A 21989-nucleotide genomic window follows, 5' to 3' on the forward strand; every position below is an offset into this window, starting at 1 on the left:
GGCTGTGTCAAAAGTAGCCAGCCTAAGTTGCATAGGCTAGCGGAATTTGGGGTTCTTTACGCGAGGAGCAAGAATGTAGTTGACGGTAACCCCTAAGGTAGTATACCAATCGTTCCCATCCTTACCACGGCGAGCGTCATCCGCGGTGAAGCCAGGAAAATCATTCGTACCATTTCGGATACTGTTCGTAATACCGTACCCGAAGTATTGAGCAGCACCAGGAGCTAAGGTGCTAGGATCTGCGTATGTGCCGCTCACATCATCTAGGTAGTCGGTAAAAGTCTTGCGGGTGATTAACTCCAGCCCAATATCAAAGCTTTTATTTATCCGGTAACGAACACCACCACCAAATGGTATAGCAAACTGCGTAAGACTGTAGTCTACACCTTCCGTTTGCAATGGTTGTAGGTTCACGTAGTTTCCATTGGCATCGGCGCCTTTTGGATTATGGCGAAATACAGCAACACCAGCTGTGAGGTAGGGAACAAAGTCGGGGCGCTTCAGGTAGTTGTTGCGGTTCTCGATCAAATCGAAAACTGCCATACCGGATAGTTCCACAATATCATTGCGGAAATTCATGTTCCGGTTGTAGCGGTAGCGCGATTCGGCGCCGTTTGGATCAGCCGTTTTGGAGTCATCACCGGAAATACGACCATAGCTTAAGGCAGCCTTCCCGGAAAAACGCGGGGAGAAGCGCCGCATATAGTATATGCCAACGTTCGGGCGCGTAGCTGCGGCACGGAAGCTGGGTAGGCTGGTTTTCGGTACAATGTCACCGAAATAGTTCATCGCATTCAGGCTTAGCCCAATGGAGTTATATTGCTTCCGCTTGCTGAACTGTTGCGCGTTGGCTTGGGTAGCTACCAGCCCCATGAGCAGTAGTGAAGCCAGCGTGTGAGTGAAGAGTTGCTTCATAAGTAAGCGAAAGTTATGATATGCAGGTCCAGAAGAAATGTGACAAAACCGTTAGGGCGCAGTTGTAATCAACAACAAAAGTAGAGGTTACGAGGAACTTAAAAAACAAAAATAATTATTTATCAATGTTTCAGACCGGAATGCCAGCTGGGTTACGGCGGTCTAACCCCCAGTTCAACTTACTACGCAAAGTGCTCAAAAAGTTAACGTGGTTCAGCTTTACCAAATGCGCGTTGAAGGTTTCGCGGCGCACGGCTATCTGAATGCCAGCATCGACGGTGACGGAGCGTGAATCCAGCGAGAGTAGAAAGTTGTTGCTACGCCCTTCTATCTCAAATGAAATCACGCTCTCATCGGGTACGATGAGTGGCCGAACATTCAGGTTGTGCGGACATACGGGAGCAATGACAAAATTGTTGGTTTGTGGCAACATAACCGGCCCCCACAGCTCAGTGAATATCCCGTAGAACCAGTCGGCGTCGACACAATCAGGCCATCGGCCCAATAGGAATTTAAGTATTCGCCATCGATGTATGTGTGCACCACAATCATAGATGAAGTGTCGCGCTTCAAAATAGAAAACTCGTTGAGCCCAAAATTGATGCCACTAAAGACTTCGGGGTCAGTGTCTACCCTGATCAGGCTACGCTCTTCGATGATGAAATGACCTTTGAATAGCGCATCTAAAGCCTGCGCAATTCGCTCGGGATTGATGGTGGCCAAGAAGCCTAGTCGCCCAGTATTGATACCTAGAATCGGAATTTCTAGGCTACCTACGTAAGTTAAAGTGTCAAGTAAGGTGCCGTCGCCCCCGATGCTGAGGACAAACTGCACGCCCTGCAGAGAATCGCCACGCTGAAAACACGTTGTATTACCGGGTATCTGCAGGTGTTCGCGCAGGTAGTCGCAAAATCGTGTTTCAATCAGTACCTCAGCCTGACGATCGGCTAGATCATTAAGCAATGCCTGCAAATATGGTGCGGCTTCATCATTGAACGGTTTACCTAGAATAGCAATTTTCATAGATGATGCTCATTTGTGAACATCCCTACCCTGCTTTATCAAATAGGAAAGGATGTACGGAAGAAAAAGCCGGTTTCGCCCCGACCATTGAGAGTATACTCTGCTGTGAATACCCAGTCGTAGTACGTTACCAGATGCAGCCCGATGCCTGCTGATGCTAGCAGTTGATTGGGTAGCTGGTTCTGAAAACGCTCTGCCACGGCAGCGCGCCCTAGTACGTAACCCGCGTCGGTAAAGGTATTCAAATAAAAAACCAGCGGAATGCTGTTGACTTTCGGATTGGCGATACCGTGGAGGCGTAGGCGGCCTAAATCGAGTAGGCGATACGATAGCCCCTGCCGAGCCAAGCCGTAATACCGCCCGTCTATTACGTAGGCGTCGTAGCCTCGCACCAAGGACTCGTAGCCGAAAGCGTGATTGTCGGGGTAGGCAATGCGCTGGGCAAACCGGGCGCGTGCTTGTACGCCCACGCTGTAGTAAAACCCATGCCCCAGCGACAGGTAGCGAGCGTACGTACCATACAGGGTAGTGATGCTGGGACTACCCGAGCGCAGGAATACCCGTTGGCTGGCCATCAGCTGCACGAAGCGGCCCGTAAGAGGGTAGGCAAAGGTGTTACGCTGATTCAGAGTAGTGCTCAGCGTAAAGTCGAGATAATCACGGCGGTTGCTACCCAAATAATAGTTAGGGTTAAGCTGCGTCACCTCTAGCGCCACATGTTCGTGGTGATACGACACATCGAAAGCTGACAGGCGTTGCACGGTGTGGCGCCAGCGCAACCCGGCCAGAAAATACTGCCGCTGTAAGGCGAAACCATTCTCCGCGCGGTAGTTTACCAGGCGGTCCTGCACCGTGGCATAGTCCAGAGCGCGGCTTTGGTAATAGGAGGCGGCTAGGCCTAGCCCCAACCGACGACGCCTGCCGTAACCGGGGGCCTCATAAAACAGTTCGTATTTGCGATTGAAGCCTAATTGCAAATTGGCTATCAATTGCTCGTTGCGGCCCCGAAAGTTATTACGAGTAAGATGAATACCGTAGTCTACCCGGCGCCAACGGTCGGGACGGTTGGCCCACGACCGGAAGTTACGGTCGGCCAGCGAAAAAATGGGTACCGGAAATGTATACCACCGCTCTTGCATGCCAAACAGCACAGTGATGCTACCATCTCGGCATACCATCTGCAGGGCCACCTCATGGAAAAGCTGCAGATTATAGATGCGTCGTCGATTGGCCTCGAGGCGCTTCCCTAGGTTATTTACAGACAGCGAGTCGCCCTCCCGAAAATCCAGCTCGGCGCGTAGAATACGCTCTTTGGTCTTGGCGTTGCCCACAAACAGCACCTGCTCTACCCGCACCCGTGTATAGCCAGGGCATTGTGCCCGGAGCGTACTATCGCTACCTATGGTAGCCCGGGTAGTATCGGGTAGGGAGCTGGCAGGGGCTGGTACTGGTAGCCAACTCAATAGAAGGGCAAGTAAGCAAGCCAGCAACTGTTGTTGAGGTAAAAAGTCGGAGAAGGGGCTATGTAGCCAGCAGGTAATAGCATTTGCCACTGCCAAGCCACTGGGTGCGGCTCCACATCAACAATCAGGCCGCCGGGTGCTCGTCAGGGGTAGCGCAAGCTACTGCCTTTTTTGCGGCTATGCTTTGCCCTGGCTACAAGCTCAAATATTTCAACAGCGCATCGTAGCGCTCTTGGTCTTCCGGCACTGTGTCTTCGGCCCCGCTGAACTGCGCTGTAATCACAAAGCCAAACCGCTCAAGCGTAGCCACGATGCGTTGAATCTGGGGCGTATTGAGCTTCAGCGTAAGCCGAATCTTGTAGCTATCCTCTTCATCCTGCGCCACGTGGGCGCTGAGAATTTTGGCGTTGTTTTCCTCTACATAGCGACTGATCTGCGACAAGGAGTAGTCGCGCTCATTCATCGACAGCACCAGAATACCGCCGCGCCCAGCTACATCGAGGCTTTGCCCGAAGGCGGCCAGCACATCACTAATGGTGACAACGCCTAGGTACTCGCGCTGGTCGTTGAGCACGGGCACGAGTTGAATCTTATGTTGTACGGCTGCTTCCATGATATTATAGAAATGCTGGTGGCGCTGCACGTAGGCGGTAGCATAGCCCAAGGGTAGGACAGCCAGCTGATGTGCAGGATGCTCGTAATTGGTTACGTCGCTGTCGGTTACCAAGCCTATATAGTGGCGGCCATCCAAAACGGGCAGCTGGCTCACATGGAATTCTTCCAACCACTTGGCGGCTTTCCCAGCGGTATCCGACACCTTGAGCGGCGGAATCATTTGATTTAGTAAGTCTTCGGCTGTCATCGAAAGCATCGGCGGGAAGAACTGATCAGAGGTAGGGAAAGCAACGCGGGCAGTAAACGGAACGGCCGGGCATTCTCTTATTTCTGAAGCCCGGCCGTTCGTTTTGGTATAATACGTAATTAATCGACAGGTTGGGGTTGGGTTCGATAGAGAAATTGGCGAAGTAGCTGATTAAATGCTGCTGGGCGCTCCATCATAGGAGCGTGGCCGCAGTGGTCGAGGAAGCGTAGCTCCGCCTGGGGTAGTAGCCGGTAGAACTCGTGCGCCACCATGGGTGGCGTGATGGTATCGTTCAGCCCCCATACCAGCAGCACCGGCATTTGAATATTATGCAGTTCCTTGCTTAGGTTGTGGCGCTGCGCTGACCGCGCAATACTAATGATGCGCAGGCACTTCGCGTTGGAGTTTGTGACGTTGAATACTTCATCTACCAGTTCCTTGGTGGCAATGGTGGGGTCGTAGAAGGTGTAAGCTACCCGCTGCTGCACGAAGTCATAATTGCCACGTTTGGGGAAAGAGCTGCCCATCGAATCCTCGAACAGGCCACTGCTACCTGTAAGCACCAACCGCCCCACGCGGGTAGGGTTATGCAGCGTGTAGACTAGCGCCACGTGCCCCCCCAGCGAGTTGCCGAGCAACGTCATGGGCTCCGTTAGGCCCAGTTCGGCCAGGAAATCCTCTACAAAGTTCACCAGGCCCGGCACGCCGGCCTTCAGCAGGGGCATGTCGTAGATGGGGAGTAGGGGAATGATGACGCGGTAGTCGTTGCGGAAGCCGTCTACCACGTCGTGCCAGTTGCTGAGCGCACCGAATAGGCCGTGCAGCAACAGCAGAACCTCGCCGCTCCCTTCGTCAATGTATTGAAAATGATTACGTTCCTTGATCTGCAGCTCCATCGTCTCAAAGGATAGTGTAGTCGGTAAGTGGAACTTCTACCCCACCGTTCTTTGCAATGATACAATACTTGACCCAATTGCGAAGCATGGCGCCGCCGTGGGTGGTCAGCAGAGCCTCGGGATGAAACTGCACGCCGCGAATGGGCAACGTAGCATGGCGAAAGGCCATTAGCTCCTGAGTAGAGTCTGTGGTATGGGCCAATGGTTGCAAGGCAGGTGGTAAGTCCCGCAGCACCAACGAGTGGTAGCGCGTGACAGCTACTTGTGCGGGCAAACCCATTTGCAGGGGTTCTGCCTCCCCTACCCACCGCACCTCAGACACCTTGCCGTGCATGGGCCGGGTGGCTCGTCCCAGCTTCGCCCCGAAGAACTCGCCCAGCGCTTGGTGGCCCAGGCACACGCCCAGCATGGGCATGTGCTGGTGGTAGAATTCGATAACGGCCGGCATCACACCGGCCGCTGCCGGTACGCCCGGCCCCGGCGACAACACGATGCCCTCGAAGTCGAGCTGCCGGATGGCAGCCAGCGGCACGTCGTTGCGCACTACCTGCACCTCGGCCCCGGCCTGGCACAGGTAGTCGCGCAGGGTGTAGGTGAAGGAATCGAAGTTGTCGAGCAGCAGCAGGCGCATCCGGTGAAGTGGTGAGCTTGTGAATTTGTAAAAAACAGGCGCTTGTTAGCTGCTATGCTATTTTACAACTTCACAAACTCACAATTTTACCTTTTAACCTAAAACACGCCCCGAAGTTTTGCCAGCAGGGTACCGGCGAAGGGCATCACCCATGCTACCACTTGCAAAGCCAGTGGCGTAGCGCGTTGCACCACGGGTAGTACCTGTGAATCGTCCACGAGTTGGGGCGAGAGCAGAGAGATGCCCGAGAGCGAAAGTCCGTAGATCAGCAAGCTCAGACCTAGCAACCACTTCAGCAGGCCGGCTACGCCGCCTAGTAGGTGGTCGAGCATGCCTAAAGGTGTCAAATGTACGGCCGTTCGGATGAAACCACCCAGCAGGTGCACGCCCCACATGATGAGCACAAACACCAGCAGAAACGCTACCAGTGGCAACATGCCGAAAGCCTCACCCACATAGTGACGCACCAGCGGAATCACATCGTGCAGCAGGGCCAAGCCGCCAATTACGCCCAGCACAAAGGCCAGTAGCGAAACCGCCTCCAGCACCAATCCGCGCCGGAAGCCCTTCACGGCCCCTACCCCCAACGGAATTAGCAGCAGAATATCAAGGCCAGACATGGGAGTGGAATGGTGAAGTGGTGAAATTGTGATTTTTAAAAAGCGCGTGTCATCCTGAGCTTGCGAAGGACCTTCTCACGCATGAACGAGTCGTTGTTGCGCTTGTCGTTCACGCGTGAGAAGGTCCTTCGCAAGCTCAGGATGACAGACACTCAAAATGACAGATGCTTGCCTATTCACAAACTCACCACTTCACAACTTTAAAAATTTGTATTGTTAAGCAGGTGGCCGACGGTTTGGGAAATCAGGCGGCCATCGGCTTGGCCGGACAGCTCGCGGGCCGCAATGCCCATCACCTTGCCTAGGTCGGAGGGTCCGGTGGCGCCCACACGCTGGATGATTTCGGTGAGGCGGCCTACCAGCTCCGCTTCGGAAAGCTGTTGGGGCAGGTACTCTTCAATGATAGCCAACTCAGCCAGTTCGTTTTCTTCCAGATCGGAGCGGAACTGCTTCTGGTAGGTGTCGGCGGCTTCGCGGCGCTGCTTGGCAGATTTGGTGAGCAGCTTGATTTCGTCGGCCGGGGTGAGGGCCGCGCCGTGGGCGCCCTCGGCGGTTTCGGCCAGCAAAATCTGAGATTTGATGCTGCGCAGCGTGGTTAGGCGCACTTTGTCTTTGGCCAGCATGGCCTTTTTAATATCGGCGTCGATGGTTTCTTTCAGAGCCATTTTTTGGGAGGAATAAGGAATGACAGTGGGTGAGGTAGCGGCCAGACGAATCCGTGGACCGCTACGCGGGCAAAACGTAACTTTGGCCGGTTACGATGGGTTGTATACTCGTATTTCTTCTTTTTTCTGATGACGAAGCTAAGCGTAAACATAAATAAAATCGCCACGCTGCGGAATGCGCGGGGCCACAACCGTCCCGACTTGCTCCAGGCTGCCCGTGATTGTGAGCGGTTTGGCGCCGAGGGCATCACCGTACACCCGCGCCCCGACGAGCGCCACGTGCGCTACCAGGACGTGCGCGACCTAAAGCACGTAGTAACGACGGAACTGAACGTGGAGGGCAATCCTACCCCCGATTTTCTGGATCTGGTGCGCGAGGTGCGCCCCGAGCAAGTGACACTGGTTCCTGATGCGCCCGATGCCATTACCTCCAACGCTGGCTGGGACACCATCAAGCACCAAGCCTACCTGATTGGGGTAGTGCAGGAGCTGAAGGCGCTAGGCTGCCGCGTCAGCATTTTCCTCGACCCCGATCCGGCTATGGTGAAGGCCGCCGTGGACACCGGCACCGACCGCATTGAGCTGTATACCGAAGCCTACGCCAGCGGTTACGCCACTAATCCTGCCGCCGCCCTAGCGCCCTACCGCCAAGCCGCCGAACTGGCCCAGGAGCTGGGCCTAGGCCTCAACGCTGGCCACGACCTCGACCTCGATAATCTTGCCTATCTCCACCAACACCTACCTGGCCTAGCCGAAGTCAGCATTGGCCACGCCCTCATCTGCGACGCGCTGTATCTGGGCCTGGAGAATACGATTCAGCTGTACCGACGGCAGTTAAACAAGTAAGAATGAATAATTAGAGTTGAAAAGCGGACCTCATAGCAAGCCGTTTTCATTCGCTCCTACCCTTTTAATTATTCATTCTTACTTATTTAATCGAAAGCATGCCCCGCCTCGCCCTACCCGACTTTTTGCAACTACCCGAAGACCTACCTATTCTGGATGCGCGGGCGCCTACTGAGTTTGCCCAGGGGCACATTCCGGGGGCGGTGAGCTTTCCGTTGTTTTCGGATGAGGAGCGGGCGCGCATTGGCACCACCTACAAGCAGATCAACCAGGAGCGTGCCGTGCTGCTGGGGCTGGATTTGTTTGGGCCGAAGATGAGCCAGATGGTGAAGCAGGCGCAGAAAATAGCGCCCGGCCGGGCCGTGCGCTTGCACTGCTGGCGGGGCGGCATGCGCAGCGGGGCCGTGCAATGGCTCTTGGAGCTGGCTGGTTTTCGGGTAGAGCTGCTTGATAAAGGCTACAAGGACTACCGCCGCTGGGCCTTGGCGCAGTTCACGGAGTCCCGACCGTTGCGCGTACTGGGCGGCCTCACGGGCTCCGGCAAAACCGACGTGCTACAGCAGCTAGCCGCCCGCGGTGAGGCTACGCTAGATTTGGAAGGCGTAGCGCACCACAAGGGCTCGGCGTTTGGCAGTATCGGACAGCCCGCCCAGCCTACCCAAGAGCAGTTCGAAAACGACTTAGCCCTGTTGGTAGCCGCCCTACCCCCTACCCTACCTGCCTGGGTAGAGGATGAGAGCCGCACCATCGGCGGCGTGCATATTCCGCCACCGTTGTTCACTCAACTGCAGGAAGCGCCGTTGGTGGTGCTAGAAATTCCGAGGGCGGTACGGGTACGCAAGTTGGCCGAAGAATACGGCCGCCACGATGCCGGCGCGCTGGCTACTGCTGTGCTGCGCATTCGCAAGCGGCTGGGCGGGCTGGCTACTAAAGAAGCCCTGGCCGCCATCGGCGACGACGACATGGAGAAGATGGTGAGCTTGGTGCTGGATTATTATGATAAAACTTACAGCTACGGGCTGGAAGGTAGAAAATTTACGCGCGTTGTTTCTGATACTTGCGACCCAGTGGTGAATGCGGAGCTGGTGCTGGCGGCTACGAAACTAATGTAAGGTTATGCATAACATCTATTCACGCAGCAGAATAGTTTACGTATGTGCGTTGTTACTATTAGCAGGTTGTTCATTCCCGCTCCTTGCATTCATCCGAAACACTAGCAATCATCCCGTTGTCATTTACTTAAGTAAATCAGACGATAGGGAGTTGCAAGCCTCTTATCTGCAATATGCGCCGCATCTGTATAACCCCTCTTACAGGATAGTGCGACAGTTAACAGATACGCTCGTCACGCAGCAGCAAGACAAGAAGCTCGTTTTTACGTTGCCCGCCCATTCTACTTGTCTGCTAAACGTCAGTGGCTTCACAATGTACAACGCTCAACTTAGCTTAAAAATGCAGCGGATTGATGGCAGCATATTACAACTGAGTAACTCTGATTTAACACAAAAAGCGCATTATAAGTCATGGGGAGGTCATCGGATATGGCTCGACCTGCAATAATGACCAATAATCTTATGAATACTCCTGAACCCACCCCCGACCAAATTCGTCTTACCCAATACAGCCACGGCGCGGGCTGCGGCTGCAAGATTGCGCCTGCCGTGCTCGACCAGATCCTGCACACCACCATTGCCCAGCCCCACGACGATAAGCTACTAGTAGGCAACGGCTCCCGCGACGACGCGGCCGTATACGACATTGGCAACGGGCAGGCGCTCATCAGCACCACCGATTTTTTCATGCCCATCGTGGATGATGCCTACGATTTTGGGCGCATTGCCTCGGCCAACGCCATTTCCGATGTGTATGCCATGGGTGGGCGGCCGGTGCTAGCCATTGCCGTGCTGGGCTGGCCCGTAGAAAAGCTGGTGCCCGAAGTAGCCCAGCGTGTGATGGAAGGCAGCCGCAGCATTTGCCGCGAGGCGGGCATCCCACTAGCCGGCGGCCACAGCATCGACTCGCCGGAGCCGATTTTCGGTCTGGCCGTCACTGGCATGGTGGATATTGCGCAGCTTAAGCGCAACGATACCGCCACCGCTGGCTGCGAGTTGTACCTTACCAAGCCCCTGGGGGTAGGGATGCTGACCACCGCGCAGAAAAAGGGTATTCTGCGCGACGAAGACGCCCACCTGGCGCCACAGTCGATGATGCAGCTCAACAACATAGGGGCGGAGCTGGGTCAGCTGGAGACCGTACGCGCCATGACCGATGTAACGGGGTTCGGCCTACTAGGACACCTCGCTGAGGTATGCGAGGGTAGCAACCTAACCGCCGAAATCGATTTTGCGCAAGTGCCGCTGCTAGCCGCTGCCGAGCCCTACCGACAACAGGGCGCTGTACCCGGCGGCACCAGTCGCAACTGGGCCAGCTACGGCCATAAGGTAGGCCCGCTTACCGACGAGCAGCGTCAGTGGCTTTGCGACCCGCAAACCTCGGGCGGTTTGCTGGTGTGCGTATCGCCGGAGGGTAGGGAAAAAGCCCAGGCAGTTTTTCAACGGCATGGCCTGCACCTCGCGCCGTTTGGCACGCTACGCCCCCACGCATCGGATGAACCGTGGATAACTGTTCGGTAGATGAGTCGCTTTCTGACCTTTTTGCGGCCGCTACTAGAAGCTACCTTTGCCATTCTGGTGATGGTGGTAGGCTTACGGTTTATCACGAGTTTTTTCAGCCAGAATAGCAAGGTTTATCAGCCTACCTTCTTACGGCAGTTTTACCTACTGTTCTGGCCGTTGCTATGCCTGTGCGTAGGGCTACCCTTCCTGATGTCCTTTTTCTACCTGGGCACACTATCGGTGGTAGAGGTGGTGCTGGCGGTAGCGCTGGGAGCCGTTATACTAGGCTTTTCGGTGCCGTCGCTGGTGCTGCACGCACAATATTACGCTCGCAACTTCAGCACCACACTGGTATTCGATGCCAAGCAAAACCGGCTAGAAGTATACGAGCAGCGGGTGCGTATTCCCTTCAGCCGTACCGATCTGGTGCGAGTGGAGTACGTGACCTGCGTATCGCGGCACGTGTTCTGGAATAAATACGAGTATGTGCGTCTGCACCTGGCCAGCGGCGAGGCGCTTACTATTACCTCTATTCTGACCGATTTACCGCCACTGGCCGAGTTTCTACGCAACACACATTTGGAGCAGCGTCGGCAGTGGTTTTGCTTTTTGTGAAATAAAAACGAATTTTAATTCTATCGTTTTGTTTACCGGCAATCCACTGCTCCGCTGATGAAAGACTCGGCCAGGATTGCTGGCTTCCATCTATTTCTATCCCTACGCTGTGTCATTCTCCGGTTCACTCAAGCAACTATGGCTCTGCCTGTTGCTAGTTAGTGCCACCGGAGTTTCGGTTGCCCGTGCCCAGGACTCGCTGGCCGTGCAGCGCATGCATCGGCTATTGGCCATTCTGCCGCCTGATACCAACCGCGTGCGTCTCCTGGATTCGCTGTGCGTGCAACACTACAACAACGCCCCGGAGCAAGGTATCGTCTACGGCCGTCAAGCCCTTGCATTGGCCCGGCAGCTGCACGACCGGCGGGGGCAGCTGATGAGCCTGCTTAGCCTGGGCGTGTGCTACAACAACCTCAGCGACAGCCAATACGCTCTCACGCTCTATAAGCAGGCTATGTCGTTGGCCCGGCGGTTCAATTCTTACGACAACATTGTGCGCAGCTACTGCCACATGGCCAGCGTGCATTCGGCCCGTGGCGATACGGCCACTATGTGGCGCCTGTACCGGCCAGCACTGGCGCTGGCCTACCACAAGGGTGTGCAACACGCTACTCAGATTGCGTTGTTTGGCGACGTAGGCGTACTGCTATTAGCAATGCACCGCAACCAGCAGGCATTGCGCTACCTACACCGTGCCCTCCTGATGGCCCGCCGCAGCAAAGATGTGCTGGCGCAGGCGCAGTATACGGCCAATTTGGGCACATACTATCAATCGATAGCGCAGTATGCGACAGCCGAAGGACTACTGCACAACGCCGTGGGCCTAGCTCAGCAACAACACAACTCCAAAGTGGAGACCAGCACTTTGCTGCAACTAAGCCACGTGCTATTAGCTCGTCAGCGCCCCGCCGAGGCAGAGGTTCATGCCGCACGTGCGTTGGAGCTGGCGCGCGCGCACCGCCAATTTTCCTACCTGCTCGATGCGTATGGCACGCTGGCTAAGATTGAGGCGGCGCGGGGCAACTTTGCCCAGGGCTATGCCTGGCAGCAGCGCTACCTACTGCTCAACGACACCATCAACAACCACGACCGGTTGGTGGCGCTAGCAGCGCTACAGCAGCGCTACGAAACCCAGGATAAGGAACAGCAGATTGCTCGCCTCACCGCCAACGAGGAATTGCAGCGCCTACTCAATCGGCAACTCATTATCACCATCGTCATTCTGGCTGCTGGCCTGGCCGCTTTCACTTTTATTTACTTACAGCTACGCCGCAGCAGGGCTGCGCTTTCCAGCAACCACCAGGCTTTACAGGAAACCACGGCAGAATTGCAGCGTATGGCGGCCTCCAAAGACCGTCTCTACTCCATTGTAGCGCACGATTTGCGCGGGCCGGTAACTTCCCTTGCAGGCGTCACAAAATTGATTGAGTTCTATCTCAACAACGGCGACGAGGCCGGCTTACGTCGCCTGCCTACCCTGGTGCATCAAACTACAAGCAGCATCAACCACCTGCTCGACAACTTATTGAGCTGGGCCGTGAACCAGAACGGAGAATTGACCTTCCGGCCGGAGACGCTGCCCGTGACTGAGCTATTTGCCGAAATTGTGGAGCTCTACCAGACCACTGCACAGGCCAAGCAAATTCAATTGCTAACCAACGTTCCCTCTCAGCTCACGCTATATGCCGACTACAACATGACGCGTACCATTTTGCGCAACGTGCTGAGCAATGCGCTGCGGTTTGCGCCGGTGGGTAGCATCGTGCGGCTGGGCGCCTACCCCGTGGCCGGCTCTACAGCTGTGGTGCTTACCTGTACGGATAATGGTCCTGGCATGCCAGCCGACCAGGTAGCCACTCTGCTGCACCCGAACTCCGTGGCGCAGCCTACCCATTGGCAACGGCGCGAGGGCACCGGACTGGGCCTAGTATTGTGCCGTGCCTTTGTGGCCCGGCAACACGGCCACTTGCGTATTCATAGTGCGCAGGGACAGGGCACAACCATTGAAATTGAGCTGCCCAGCGCTATTCTGGAGCCGTTGCCGACGTAATACCTAGCTTCTTCCGACCTTTACGGGCACTATGCAACTACACTACCGCGAACTGGGCCAGGGCGAGCGCACCCTGGTTATTCTGCACGGCCTCTTTGGCACCCTCGATAACTGGCAAACGCTGGCCCGGCGTTGGGCCGAGCACTACCGCGTAGTACTGGTAGATTTGCGCAACCACGGCCGCTCGCCGCACGCGCCCGAGCATACCTACGAGCTGATGAGCGAAGACGTGCGTAAGCTATTCGAGCAGCTACAGCTCCCCGCCGACCGCACTACCCTGATGGGCCACAGCATGGGCGGCAAAGTTACCATGCGCTTCGCCCTCGACCACCCCGATTACCTGGCGCAGGCCGTGGTGGTAGATATTGCACCTGCTTTTTCGGATATGCGCCATCAGGATGATATTCTGGCTGGTCTGCACGCGGTTGATTTCACCACCTGCACTTCCCGCCAAGCGGCCGATGAAGCACTGGCTCAGCATATTCCGCAGCCCGATGTCCGGCAGTTTCTGCTTAAAAACCTCTACCGCCGCGAGGACAACTCCTTCGCCTGGCGTCCTAACTTGGCTGTATTAGATGCCGAAATGGCACAGATTGGCGAGGAAATCACGAGCGATACGCCTTTCCTGAAGCCTACCCTGTTCATCAACGGAGGCCGCTCCAATTATATCACGCCTGAGGACAAGCTGCACGGCATTCCGGCCCTGTTTCCAAATAGCCACATTGCCACCATTCCCAACGCCGGCCACTGGGTGCACGCCGAGGAACCTGATCAGGTATTTGAGTTGGTAGAGGCCTTTGTGAAGCAAGGAGGGTAGGCAAGGGTAGGCAGGCTGAACCACGTATAGGTACTCACAGTAGCTATAAGCCCCCACCTTGCCTATGCATTCGGCCCCTCGTACCGCACTCTGTTTTACTTTTTAATTCTCAACTTTCCCTTGACTTCCGGTACGCTCTACCTCCTCCCTACCGTGCTGGCCGACGATACGGCCACGCAGGTGTTGCCGGCTCAGGTGCCCGCGCAGATTGCTGCGCTGCGGTATTTTCTAGTCGAAAATGCCCGCACGGCGCGGCGCTTCATCAAGCAGGTAGCACCCGAGCAGATTATTGAGGATCTGCGCCTCACGGTGATTGACAAAGACAGTACGGAAGCACAGATTCAGGCAGCACTGGCACCGGTGGCGGCAGGCCAGGATGCAGGTGTGCTCTCCGAAGCAGGTTGCCCCGGCGTAGCCGACCCTGGAGCCGAGCTGGCCCGGCGGGCGCACCAATTAGGCATTCGGGTGGTGCCACTGGTAGGCCCCAGCAGCCTGCTACTGGGGCTGATGGCCTCTGGCATGAATGGGCAGAGCTTCACTTTTCACGGCTACTTACCCATCGACCGGGGCCGGCGTGCCGCCGCCGTAAAGCAGCTGGAGCGTGTAGCCCTGGCCCAGCATCAAACCCAGCTCTTCATCGAAACGCCCTACCGCAACATGCAGCTTCTGGAAGATTTACTACAGCAGTTGCAGCCCTCTACCCGCCTGTGCATTGCGGCCAGCCTCACAGCACCCAACGAATACGTGCGCACCGATACGGTAGCTGGCTGGAAGAAGCACGGCTTTCCCGAGATTCATAAGCAGCCCGCGGTATTTTTGGTGGGGAGGTAGGGGTGAAATGGTGAAGTTATAAATAACCCAATGGCTGTCATCCTGAGCGCAGCGAAGGACCTTATGACGGTAAGAACGGGGTCGTTATGACGCCTGTCGTTCACACGTCATAAGATCCTTCACTGCGCTCAGGATGACAGCCATTGGGTTATTTATAACTTCACCAATTACGATCCCAACTGATACACTAGCAGCGAAGCCCCGTAAGCTAGGCCCGTCATGTATACAGCTTGCAGGATGGGCCACTTCCAGCCTTTGGTTTCGCGGTAGGTAACGGCCAGCGTGCTCATGCACTGCATAGCAAATACGTAGAATACCAGCAGTGACAAGGCGCGTACAGGCGTAAAAAATGGTTGGCCTTGGCTGTCGCGGGCGGTGGCAAGCTTCTGCTGAATGGTGCGCGTGTCGGCATCCTGCCCTACGCTATAGATAGTGGAGATGGTGCCCACAAACACTTCACGGGCCGCGAAGGATGTAATCAGCGAAATCCCGATTTTCCAGTCGAAGCCCAGCGGGCGGATGCCGGGCTCCAACAGGTGCCCGATTGTACCCGCATAGGAACTTTCGAGCTTAGCCGAAGCCACCGCGTTTTCAGTTTCTTCGGCGGAGAGCTGTTGCTGAGTGGCTACTGCGCGTGCCTGTTCCTCTGCCTGGGCCAGTTGGTCGCCGGGGCCATAAGAGGCCAGCACCCACAGGATAACAGAAATAGCAACAATCACCTTACCCGCCTGAAACACAAAGGTTTTCACCTTCTCCACAATGGTGATGCCCACGTTTTTCCAACGCGGCCAGCGGTACACCGGAAACTCCATAATAAAGTAGCTCCGCTCACGGGTTTTGAGCAGAAACTTCATGGCCAATGCCGACAGAATAGCCGCAAAAAATCCTAGCAGGTACAAACCCATGAGAGCAATACCCCGCAGGTTGAAAATGCCCAGCACCGGCACATCGGGTACCACCAACCCAATGAGCACGGTGTATACCGGAATACGCGCCGAGCACGACATCAGCGGCGTGACGAAAATGGTGATGATGCGGTCTTTCCAGTTCTCGATGGTGCGGGCGCTCATAATAGCCGGCACGGCGCATGCCACTCCCGAAATCAGCGGTACCACGCTTTTGCCGTTTAGCCCGAACTTGCGCATGATGCGGTCCATCATGAACGTGACGCGGGCCATGTAGCCAGTTTCTTCGAGTACGGCAATGAAGGCAAATAGCAGCGCAATCTGCGGAATGAAGATCAACACACCGCCCAGGCCAGCCAATACGCCCTCGGTGAGCAAGCTGATAAGCGGCCCCTCAAAGTTGGTTTGCACCAGTTGGTTGATCCAGGCTACCCCCTCGTCAATTAGCTCCATGGGGTAGCTGGCCCAGGCAAACACAGCCTGAAACATCAGGAACAACACACCGAAGAAAATGAGGTAGCCCCACACTTTATGCGTCAGCACCCGGTCGATGCGGTTGCTGTAAGGCTCAGCCTCCTCAGTGCGCGTCACCTCTACCACGTTCAGTAGCAGCTCGTTGATGCGGGCGTAGCGGTCAATGGTTTCCTGGGCTTGCTGCGCGGTAGGCTCGAAACCGTACTGTTGCACCAGCTCCCCAATGTAGGCCTGCTCGTCGGCAGTCAGGAAATTGATGCGCTGGTACTGGTGCGCGTAGTGCAGCGCCAGATAATCATTGTGCAGATTGAAATAATAGCGAATCTGCCGGATCATGGGCAGCAGCTCCTCACTAGGCTCGTAGAAACGCACGGTAGGAGCGGCTAACTGCTGGCCCATCACAATCTTGAGAGCGGCCACGCCAATACCTTTGCGGGCATTCATGGGGATGACGGGTACGCCTACTTCCTGCTGCAACGCCGCCACATCTATCTTAATACCGTGCTGCTCGGCTGTATCCATCATGTTGAGGGCCAGCACAGCGGGCAGGCCCAAATCGGCTAGCTGACTGAACAACAACAGATTGCGCCGCAAATTGCTGGCATCGGCCGTTACCACCACAAAGTCTGGATATTGGGCCGAGGTTCTATCGTAGAGCAGGTCGGTAATTACCCGCTCATCGAGGCTTTTGGGGTAGAGCGAGTACGTGCCCGGCAGGTCAATGATTTCGGCGCGCAACAGGGGCGTAATTTGCGCTACGCCGGTTTTGCGGTCCACCGTTACTCCCGGAAAGTTCCCTACCTTTTGGTTGAGGCCGGTGAGCTGATTGAACAAAGACGATTTGCCGGAGTTGGGGTTTCCAATCAGCGCAATGCGCGTGAGAGTGCCCGGCAGCCTCGGCGAAGCTGCCTCCAATGTAGTTGCCGACACGCCGGCACCCGCTCGTGTTATCGTAACATCAACGCTACCCATCTACCTACCTATTCGTACTAATCCCGCAACATGATGGTGGCGGCCTCGCTCATGCGCAGCGACAAGGTATAGTCACCATTGCCGAGCACCAATGTAACGGGACACCCCAGCGGCGCCTTACTATTCAGACGCACTTCTGTGCCCGGAATGCAACCCATTTCCAACAGTTTCAGAGCCATTTCGGGGTCATTCAGGCAGCAGATAGTACCAGATTCACCCAAGCGCAGATCTTTCACGCTGCGGGCGGTGGAGGTGGGAGCAGAAGTAGAAGGCACGGGCACGGCGGTAATTTCTATTTAGATTCTATTCAAACAAAGGTACCACCCTTTTATGTTTCAGCCAAAGGCTAGATTTATACTAAAAGTTGGTGCCATTATATCCTTTATACGCGCAGTATCACTATTCCAAAATCAAATTGCATAATTATGAATATAATAAGATTATCCGACGATTACGGCACGATTTTTTGTAGTTTTGGAGTATACAAGCGTACTATATTATGCTCAAACGACTACTCCCTCTCCTCGCTTTTGCTCTCTTCCTGCCCGCACTGAGCTTTGCTCAGGACCAAGCGGCAGGGCAGTTCCGAATTTCCGGTCGTGTTGTCGACAAGGAGACAAAGGAGCCTATTCCTTTCGCGTCTTTAGGACTCAAGGAAGAACAAACCGGTGCACTCACCAATGAGTTCGGTTTTTTCCAGATGGCCGCGCCCGAAAAGGCGCAGCAAGACTCACTGATTATTCTGGCGCTGGGTTACTACCGCAAAGCTGTTGCCATAAAACGCGGTGTAAACGTGCCTGACATGATTGTGGAGATGCCCCGCCGCGTGGTGGAGCTGGCCAACGTAACGGTGAAAGGCGCTAAAGTGAAAGACTTGTCGCTGGGGTCGCGCAATAACACGCCCGGCGAAGGCATGATCCAGGGGATGCCCGGCAGCCAGTACGCCTTCTTTGTGAAGAACGATAAGAACAAAAAGCTCGGCAACGTGCGCTCGGTGTCGTTCTACATCGGAGAAAATGGTTTCCCCCGTGAGCCGTTCCGCGTGCGCATCTACCGCGCCGATGGCAACTACAACTCCCCGAACAGCGACCTGCTCACTGAAAACGTGGTGGTATCGGCGCCCAAGGGTGGCGAGTGGTACACCATAGACCTCACTACCTATAATATTGAGGCACCCACGGAAGGCTTCTTCGTGGCGATGGAGTGGATTGTGAGCGGTGACAAGTTTTATACTACCAACTTCATGGACACTTACACGCCCTATGGCCAGATTCTGCGTCCTACCTTCGAGTTCAAAGAAAGCCGCACCTGGAGCTATACCATGGGCAAAGGTTGGAGCCTGCTGACCCTGGCCAGCAACGGCCAACGCTACAATGCCATGATTCGGGCGGAGGTAGACATGCTAAAGGATTAGAGATTTATACTACCTACATACGAAAAGAGCCCGCGCTGCATAGCACGGGCTCTTTTCGTATGTAGTAACAAGCTTTACTTCAGTACCGCGATTTCAACGCGGCGGTTTTCCTGGCGACCGGCAGCCGTTGCGTTGGAAGCTACGGGAGCTTTTTCGCCCATCGGCTCTAAACTGATGCGGTCAGCCTTCATCTGGCCGTTCTTCACCAGCCAGTCTTTGACGGCCGCGGCACGTTGGGCGCTCAATTCACGGTTGTAATTTTTGTCACCGCGCGAGTCGGCAAAGCCCAGAATCCGGACATCCTTACCGGCATAGCGACGACCAATCGACGCGCTGATTTCAGATAGTGCACGGGTAGCCGACGGCTTTACGACTGCTTTGTCTGTATCGAAAAGAATTTTCTCTTCTAAGCCATACACACTGTAGCGCTCATCACCGCGCACAGTAATTTCGGGTAGGTCAATCTCTTCGAGTTTGGTATCAGCCAGCTTTGCCTTGGTCATATCCCAGGCATTTTCGATGGCGTTGCCGGTTTTAGTGGCTGCATTCTCAATGGCGTTGCCAGCAGAATCAGCCATTGCGCCCGGTGTTTCCCCATTGCGGTAAACTACCGCCGTGTCGGCGGTGGCTTCCTGCGGCTCATCCTTGGCTTCCGGTTTTTTCAGGTCATTACACGAGGCCAGCAGAGCTGTAGCAGCAAACAGGCTGAGAAATTGCTTTTTCATTGTGGAGGTAAGGGATAGTGTGAAGCCTGTTTACGGTGAATATAGAAGTAGGTCTATTTCAATATCTACCCTAGGCAAACTTCTTACTCCGTTACAAACACACGCTTCACCCGCTCACTCACGTTGGTTAGCAGCTCGTAGGGAATAGTGCCGATGTGCGCAGCCAGCTCCGTGAGGGGTAGTCCTTCGCCGAAAAGCACAGCCGCATCGCCGGCCTGGGCGCCGGCAATGCCCGTCACGTCTACCATACACATATCCATACACACATTCCCGATGAGCGAGGCACGCTGCCCGCGCACCAGCACCTCCCCTACCCCGTTGCCGAAGCGCCGGTCGTAACCATCGGCGTAGCCAATGGCTAGGGTTGCAATGCGCCGGTCATGGTCGGCGGCTTGGCCGCGGCGGCCGTAGCCCACGGTTTCGCCGGCAGGTAGGGTTTTGATCTGGGAGATGGTCGTGCGCAGCGTGCTGACCGGGCGCAGGGCGTCGGGCTGCTGGCCGGTGGCTTCTACCCCGTATAGCCCAATGCCCAGCCGCACCATATCGAAATGCGCCTCTGGAAACCTAATAATGCCGGCTGAGTTGAGTGCGTGCTTGAGAATGGAGTAGCCCAACGCGGCTTCGAGGCGGGGCGTCATGCGTTGAAAGGCGGCAAGCTGGCGCTGGGAAAAATCGTTGTGCTGCGCTTCGTCGGCGCCGGCCAGGTGGGTGAGGGCGCTGGCCACGCGTAGGAAAGCGGCATTGCGTTGCAGCACCTGGCACAGCTCGTCCAGGTCTTCCTCGCCGAACCCCAGGCGGCGCATACCCGTGTCGAGCTTGAGGTGAATGGCGGGTAGGGGCTGCTCCTGCGCCGCCCGCAGGTATTCGCGTAGGCGCTCAAAGGAATATATTTCCGGCTCCAGGTGGTACTGACGCAGCTTTTGAAAGCTATCGGGCGAGGGATTCATCACCATCAGGGGTAGGCTAATGCCATGCTCGCGCAGGTCTACGCCTTCGTCGGTGTAGGCTACGGCGAGGTGGTCGGCCCGATGAAACTGAAGCAGGTTGGCTACCTCGTAGCTGCCGCTACCGTAGGCAAAGGCCTTCACCATCACCATCAGCTTGGTATCGGCGGCGAGGCGCTGGCGGTAGAAGTTGAGGTTGTGCACCAATGCATCGAGATTCACTTCCAGCACCGTACCGTGAATCTTCTGCTGAAACGCCGCAACAATACGCTCGAAGCCGTAGCGCCGGGCACCCTTCACCAGAATAGTTTCATGGTGAAAGTCATCAGCCTGAAAGCCCGCTAGAAAGGCTTCCGTATCGGGATAGAATTCCTGCTCGGCGCTGCTGAATACGCCCTGGTGTGCACTAAGTTCCGGCCCAATGCCCACCAGCCGCTCTACGCCGTGGGTGGTTAGCTGCCGGGCCACACGTCCATACAACTCATCAGCTTTCAGACCAGATTCTAGGACATCGGACAGGATGAGGGTGCGGCGTCCCCGGCGTGGCTGACGGGCCAGCATATCCAGGGCCAGCGTGAGGCCGGCCAGGTCGTTGTTGTAAGTATCGTCGAGCACGTAGCAGTCGTTGAGGGCCTGCTTCATTTCCAGGCGCATGGCCACGGGCTGCAAACGGTCTAAGCGGCGCTGAATCTCGGACGCGGGCACCTGCCGCCACAATAGCACCGTGAGGCAGTGCAGGACGTTTTCTACCGAAGGTTCGTCGGCGAAGGGTAGGGTGAAGGTATGCTCCTGCAACAGGGGCCGCTGCATAGCCAGGCGCACGGTGGTGCGGTCGGCGGCCGATTCCAGTAGCGTGACGGCTACATTCGCCTCATAGGGGTGAAATCGGCTCCAGCAAAACCGCCGCACAGCGCTAGGCAGCTGCTGGGCGGCGGCGTGCACCAGCTCCTGGTCACGACAGTAAAACAGCATATCTGCATCGGCAAACAACTGCATCTTCTCCGCTACTTTTTGCTCGGGCGAGGCAAAGCCCGCATCGTGAGCCGTACCGAGGGTGGTGAAGATGCCTAGCGTAGGTTGAATTACGCGGGCTAGCCGCGCCATCTCACCCGGCTCCGAAATACCCGCTTCGAAGATGCCCAACGTGTGCGTGGGGTTCAGTTCCCACACGCTCAGCGGCACGCCCACTTGCGAATTGTAGCTGCGCGGACTCTTGCATACCAGCTCATCGGGGCTAAGCAATTGGGCCAGCCATTCCTTCACAATGGTTTTGCCATTAGACCCCGTGATGCCGAAAACGGGTAGGCGAAACTGCCGTCGGTGGGCCGCCGCCACAGCTTGCAGGGCCACCAGACTGTCGGGCACCAGCAGTACGCCAGCCTCTGGCAGGGCTGGCAGGTGGTCGGGCTGATCGACTACAAACAGGCGCACGCCGCGCTGGTAAGCATCGGCGAGGTAGCGGTGGCCGTCGTGCTGGATGCCGCGCAAGGCAAAGAATACGCCGCCCGCCTGCGCATCGGCTCGGCGGCTATCCAGCAGCAAGTGCTGTACGGGAGCGGGCGTGAGGGGAGCCTGGAGGAGGGTGCCGCCCGTGAGAGCAGGTAGATTGAGGAACTGAAGCATAGCGAGCAATACAACCGCTACAAAGGTAGAACGGTTGCGGGTGGCCGGGGTGCGGCGGCGTATCTTTGCAGCTATTCTCCTCC

General features: G+C 56.0%; 19 protein-coding genes and 1 pseudogene. 8 read left to right on the plus strand and 12 right to left on the minus strand.

Annotation, left to right across the window (positions count from 1 at the left end):
- Positions 1–36: 36 nt before the first annotated feature.
- The 8 genes and pseudogenes from MUN82_RS15675 to MUN82_RS15710 form a co-directional block, all read right to left on the minus strand.
- The gene (locus MUN82_RS15675; protein ID WP_245091956.1) at positions 37–915 is read right to left on the minus strand and encodes a DUF6089 family protein; all 879 of its coding nucleotides are present in this window, start codon (positions 913–915) and stop codon (positions 37–39) included.
- Positions 916–1045: 130 nt separating this feature from the next.
- Positions 1046–1938: pseudogene (locus MUN82_RS15680) on the minus strand (NAD kinase).
- A gap of 38 nt (positions 1939–1976) precedes the next feature.
- Positions 1977–3401, minus strand: a complete 1425-nt coding sequence (locus MUN82_RS15685; RefSeq protein WP_245091958.1) for a POTRA domain-containing protein — start codon at positions 3399–3401, stop codon at positions 1977–1979.
- 193 nt (positions 3402–3594) lie between these two features.
- Positions 3595–4272 carry a CBS domain-containing protein gene (locus MUN82_RS15690; RefSeq protein WP_245091960.1) on the minus strand — a complete coding sequence of 226 codons (678 nt, stop codon included), beginning with the start codon at positions 4270–4272 and terminating at the stop codon, positions 3595–3597.
- 110 nt (positions 4273–4382) lie between these two features.
- On the minus strand, positions 4383–5159 hold the full coding sequence (locus tag MUN82_RS15695; RefSeq protein ID WP_245091962.1) for an alpha/beta fold hydrolase: 777 nt from the start codon (positions 5157–5159) through the stop codon (positions 4383–4385).
- A 4-nt stretch (positions 5160–5163) separates the two neighbouring features.
- Positions 5164–5790, minus strand: a complete 627-nt coding sequence (locus MUN82_RS15700; protein ID WP_245091964.1) for an anthranilate synthase component II — start codon at positions 5788–5790, stop codon at positions 5164–5166.
- A gap of 98 nt (positions 5791–5888) precedes the next feature.
- Entirely contained in the window at positions 5889–6410 is a 522-nt protein-coding gene (locus tag MUN82_RS15705) for a CvpA family protein (protein WP_245091966.1), read from the minus strand.
- Positions 6411–6610: 200 nt separating this feature from the next.
- Positions 6611–7075, minus strand: coding sequence for a GatB/YqeY domain-containing protein (locus MUN82_RS15710; RefSeq protein ID WP_245091968.1), 465 nt, complete (start codon positions 7073–7075; stop codon positions 6611–6613).
- A 129-nt stretch (positions 7076–7204) separates the two neighbouring features.
- Here MUN82_RS15710 and MUN82_RS15715 point away from each other — a divergent pair, with 129 nt between their 5' ends.
- The 7 genes from MUN82_RS15715 (at position 7205) to MUN82_RS15745 (ending at position 14849) form a co-directional block, all read left to right on the plus strand.
- Positions 7205–7921 (plus strand): pyridoxine 5'-phosphate synthase, encoded by a 717-nt coding sequence (locus MUN82_RS15715; protein WP_245091970.1) that lies wholly within the window; start codon positions 7205–7207, stop codon positions 7919–7921.
- A 98-nt stretch (positions 7922–8019) separates the two neighbouring features.
- The gene (gene mnmH / locus MUN82_RS15720; RefSeq protein WP_245091972.1) at positions 8020–9033 is read left to right on the plus strand and encodes a tRNA 2-selenouridine(34) synthase MnmH; all 1014 of its coding nucleotides are present in this window, start codon (positions 8020–8022) and stop codon (positions 9031–9033) included.
- 462 nt (positions 9034–9495) lie between these two features.
- Positions 9496–10554 (plus strand): selenide, water dikinase SelD, encoded by a 1059-nt coding sequence (gene selD, locus MUN82_RS15725; RefSeq protein ID WP_245091974.1) that lies wholly within the window; start codon positions 9496–9498, stop codon positions 10552–10554.
- Positions 10555–11151, plus strand: coding sequence for a PH domain-containing protein (locus MUN82_RS15730; RefSeq protein WP_245091976.1), 597 nt, complete (start codon positions 10555–10557; stop codon positions 11149–11151).
- Between the two features lie 109 nt (positions 11152–11260).
- Positions 11261–13201 (plus strand): ATP-binding protein, encoded by a 1941-nt coding sequence (locus MUN82_RS15735; protein ID WP_245091978.1) that lies wholly within the window; start codon positions 11261–11263, stop codon positions 13199–13201.
- Positions 13202–13232: 31 nt separating this feature from the next.
- Entirely contained in the window at positions 13233–14018 is a 786-nt protein-coding gene (locus tag MUN82_RS15740; protein WP_245091979.1) for an alpha/beta fold hydrolase, read from the plus strand.
- Positions 14019–14138: 120 nt separating this feature from the next.
- Positions 14139–14849 (plus strand): SAM-dependent methyltransferase, encoded by a 711-nt coding sequence (locus MUN82_RS15745; protein ID WP_245091980.1) that lies wholly within the window; start codon positions 14139–14141, stop codon positions 14847–14849.
- Positions 14850–15016: 167 nt separating this feature from the next.
- On the opposite strand, the gene feoB is transcribed toward MUN82_RS15745, so the two are convergent.
- Both feoB and MUN82_RS15755 read right to left on the minus strand, forming a co-directional pair.
- On the minus strand, positions 15017–17200 hold the full coding sequence (feoB, locus tag MUN82_RS15750; protein ID WP_245091981.1) for a ferrous iron transport protein B: 2184 nt from the start codon (positions 17198–17200) through the stop codon (positions 15017–15019).
- 17 nt (positions 17201–17217) lie between these two features.
- The gene (locus MUN82_RS15755) at positions 17218–17475 is read right to left on the minus strand and encodes a FeoA family protein (protein ID WP_245091982.1); all 258 of its coding nucleotides are present in this window, start codon (positions 17473–17475) and stop codon (positions 17218–17220) included.
- A gap of 224 nt (positions 17476–17699) precedes the next feature.
- Here MUN82_RS15755 and MUN82_RS15760 point away from each other — a divergent pair, with 224 nt between their 5' ends.
- Positions 17700–18614 (plus strand): carboxypeptidase-like regulatory domain-containing protein, encoded by a 915-nt coding sequence (locus MUN82_RS15760; protein WP_245091983.1) that lies wholly within the window; start codon positions 17700–17702, stop codon positions 18612–18614.
- Positions 18615–18688: 74 nt separating this feature from the next.
- Here MUN82_RS15760 and MUN82_RS15765 read toward each other — a convergent pair whose 3' ends face one another.
- Entirely contained in the window at positions 18689–19339 is a 651-nt protein-coding gene (locus MUN82_RS15765) for an OmpA family protein (RefSeq protein WP_245091984.1), read from the minus strand.
- Positions 19340–19422: 83 nt separating this feature from the next.
- The gene (locus MUN82_RS15770; protein WP_245091986.1) at positions 19423–21906 is read right to left on the minus strand and encodes a bifunctional UDP-N-acetylmuramoyl-tripeptide:D-alanyl-D-alanine ligase/alanine racemase; all 2484 of its coding nucleotides are present in this window, start codon (positions 21904–21906) and stop codon (positions 19423–19425) included.
- Between the last annotated feature and the right edge of the window lie 83 nt (positions 21907–21989).

Origin of the sequence: Hymenobacter aerilatus (assembly GCF_022921095.1) — a bacterium.
Lineage (GTDB): Bacteria > Bacteroidota > Bacteroidia > Cytophagales > Hymenobacteraceae > Hymenobacter > Hymenobacter aerilatus.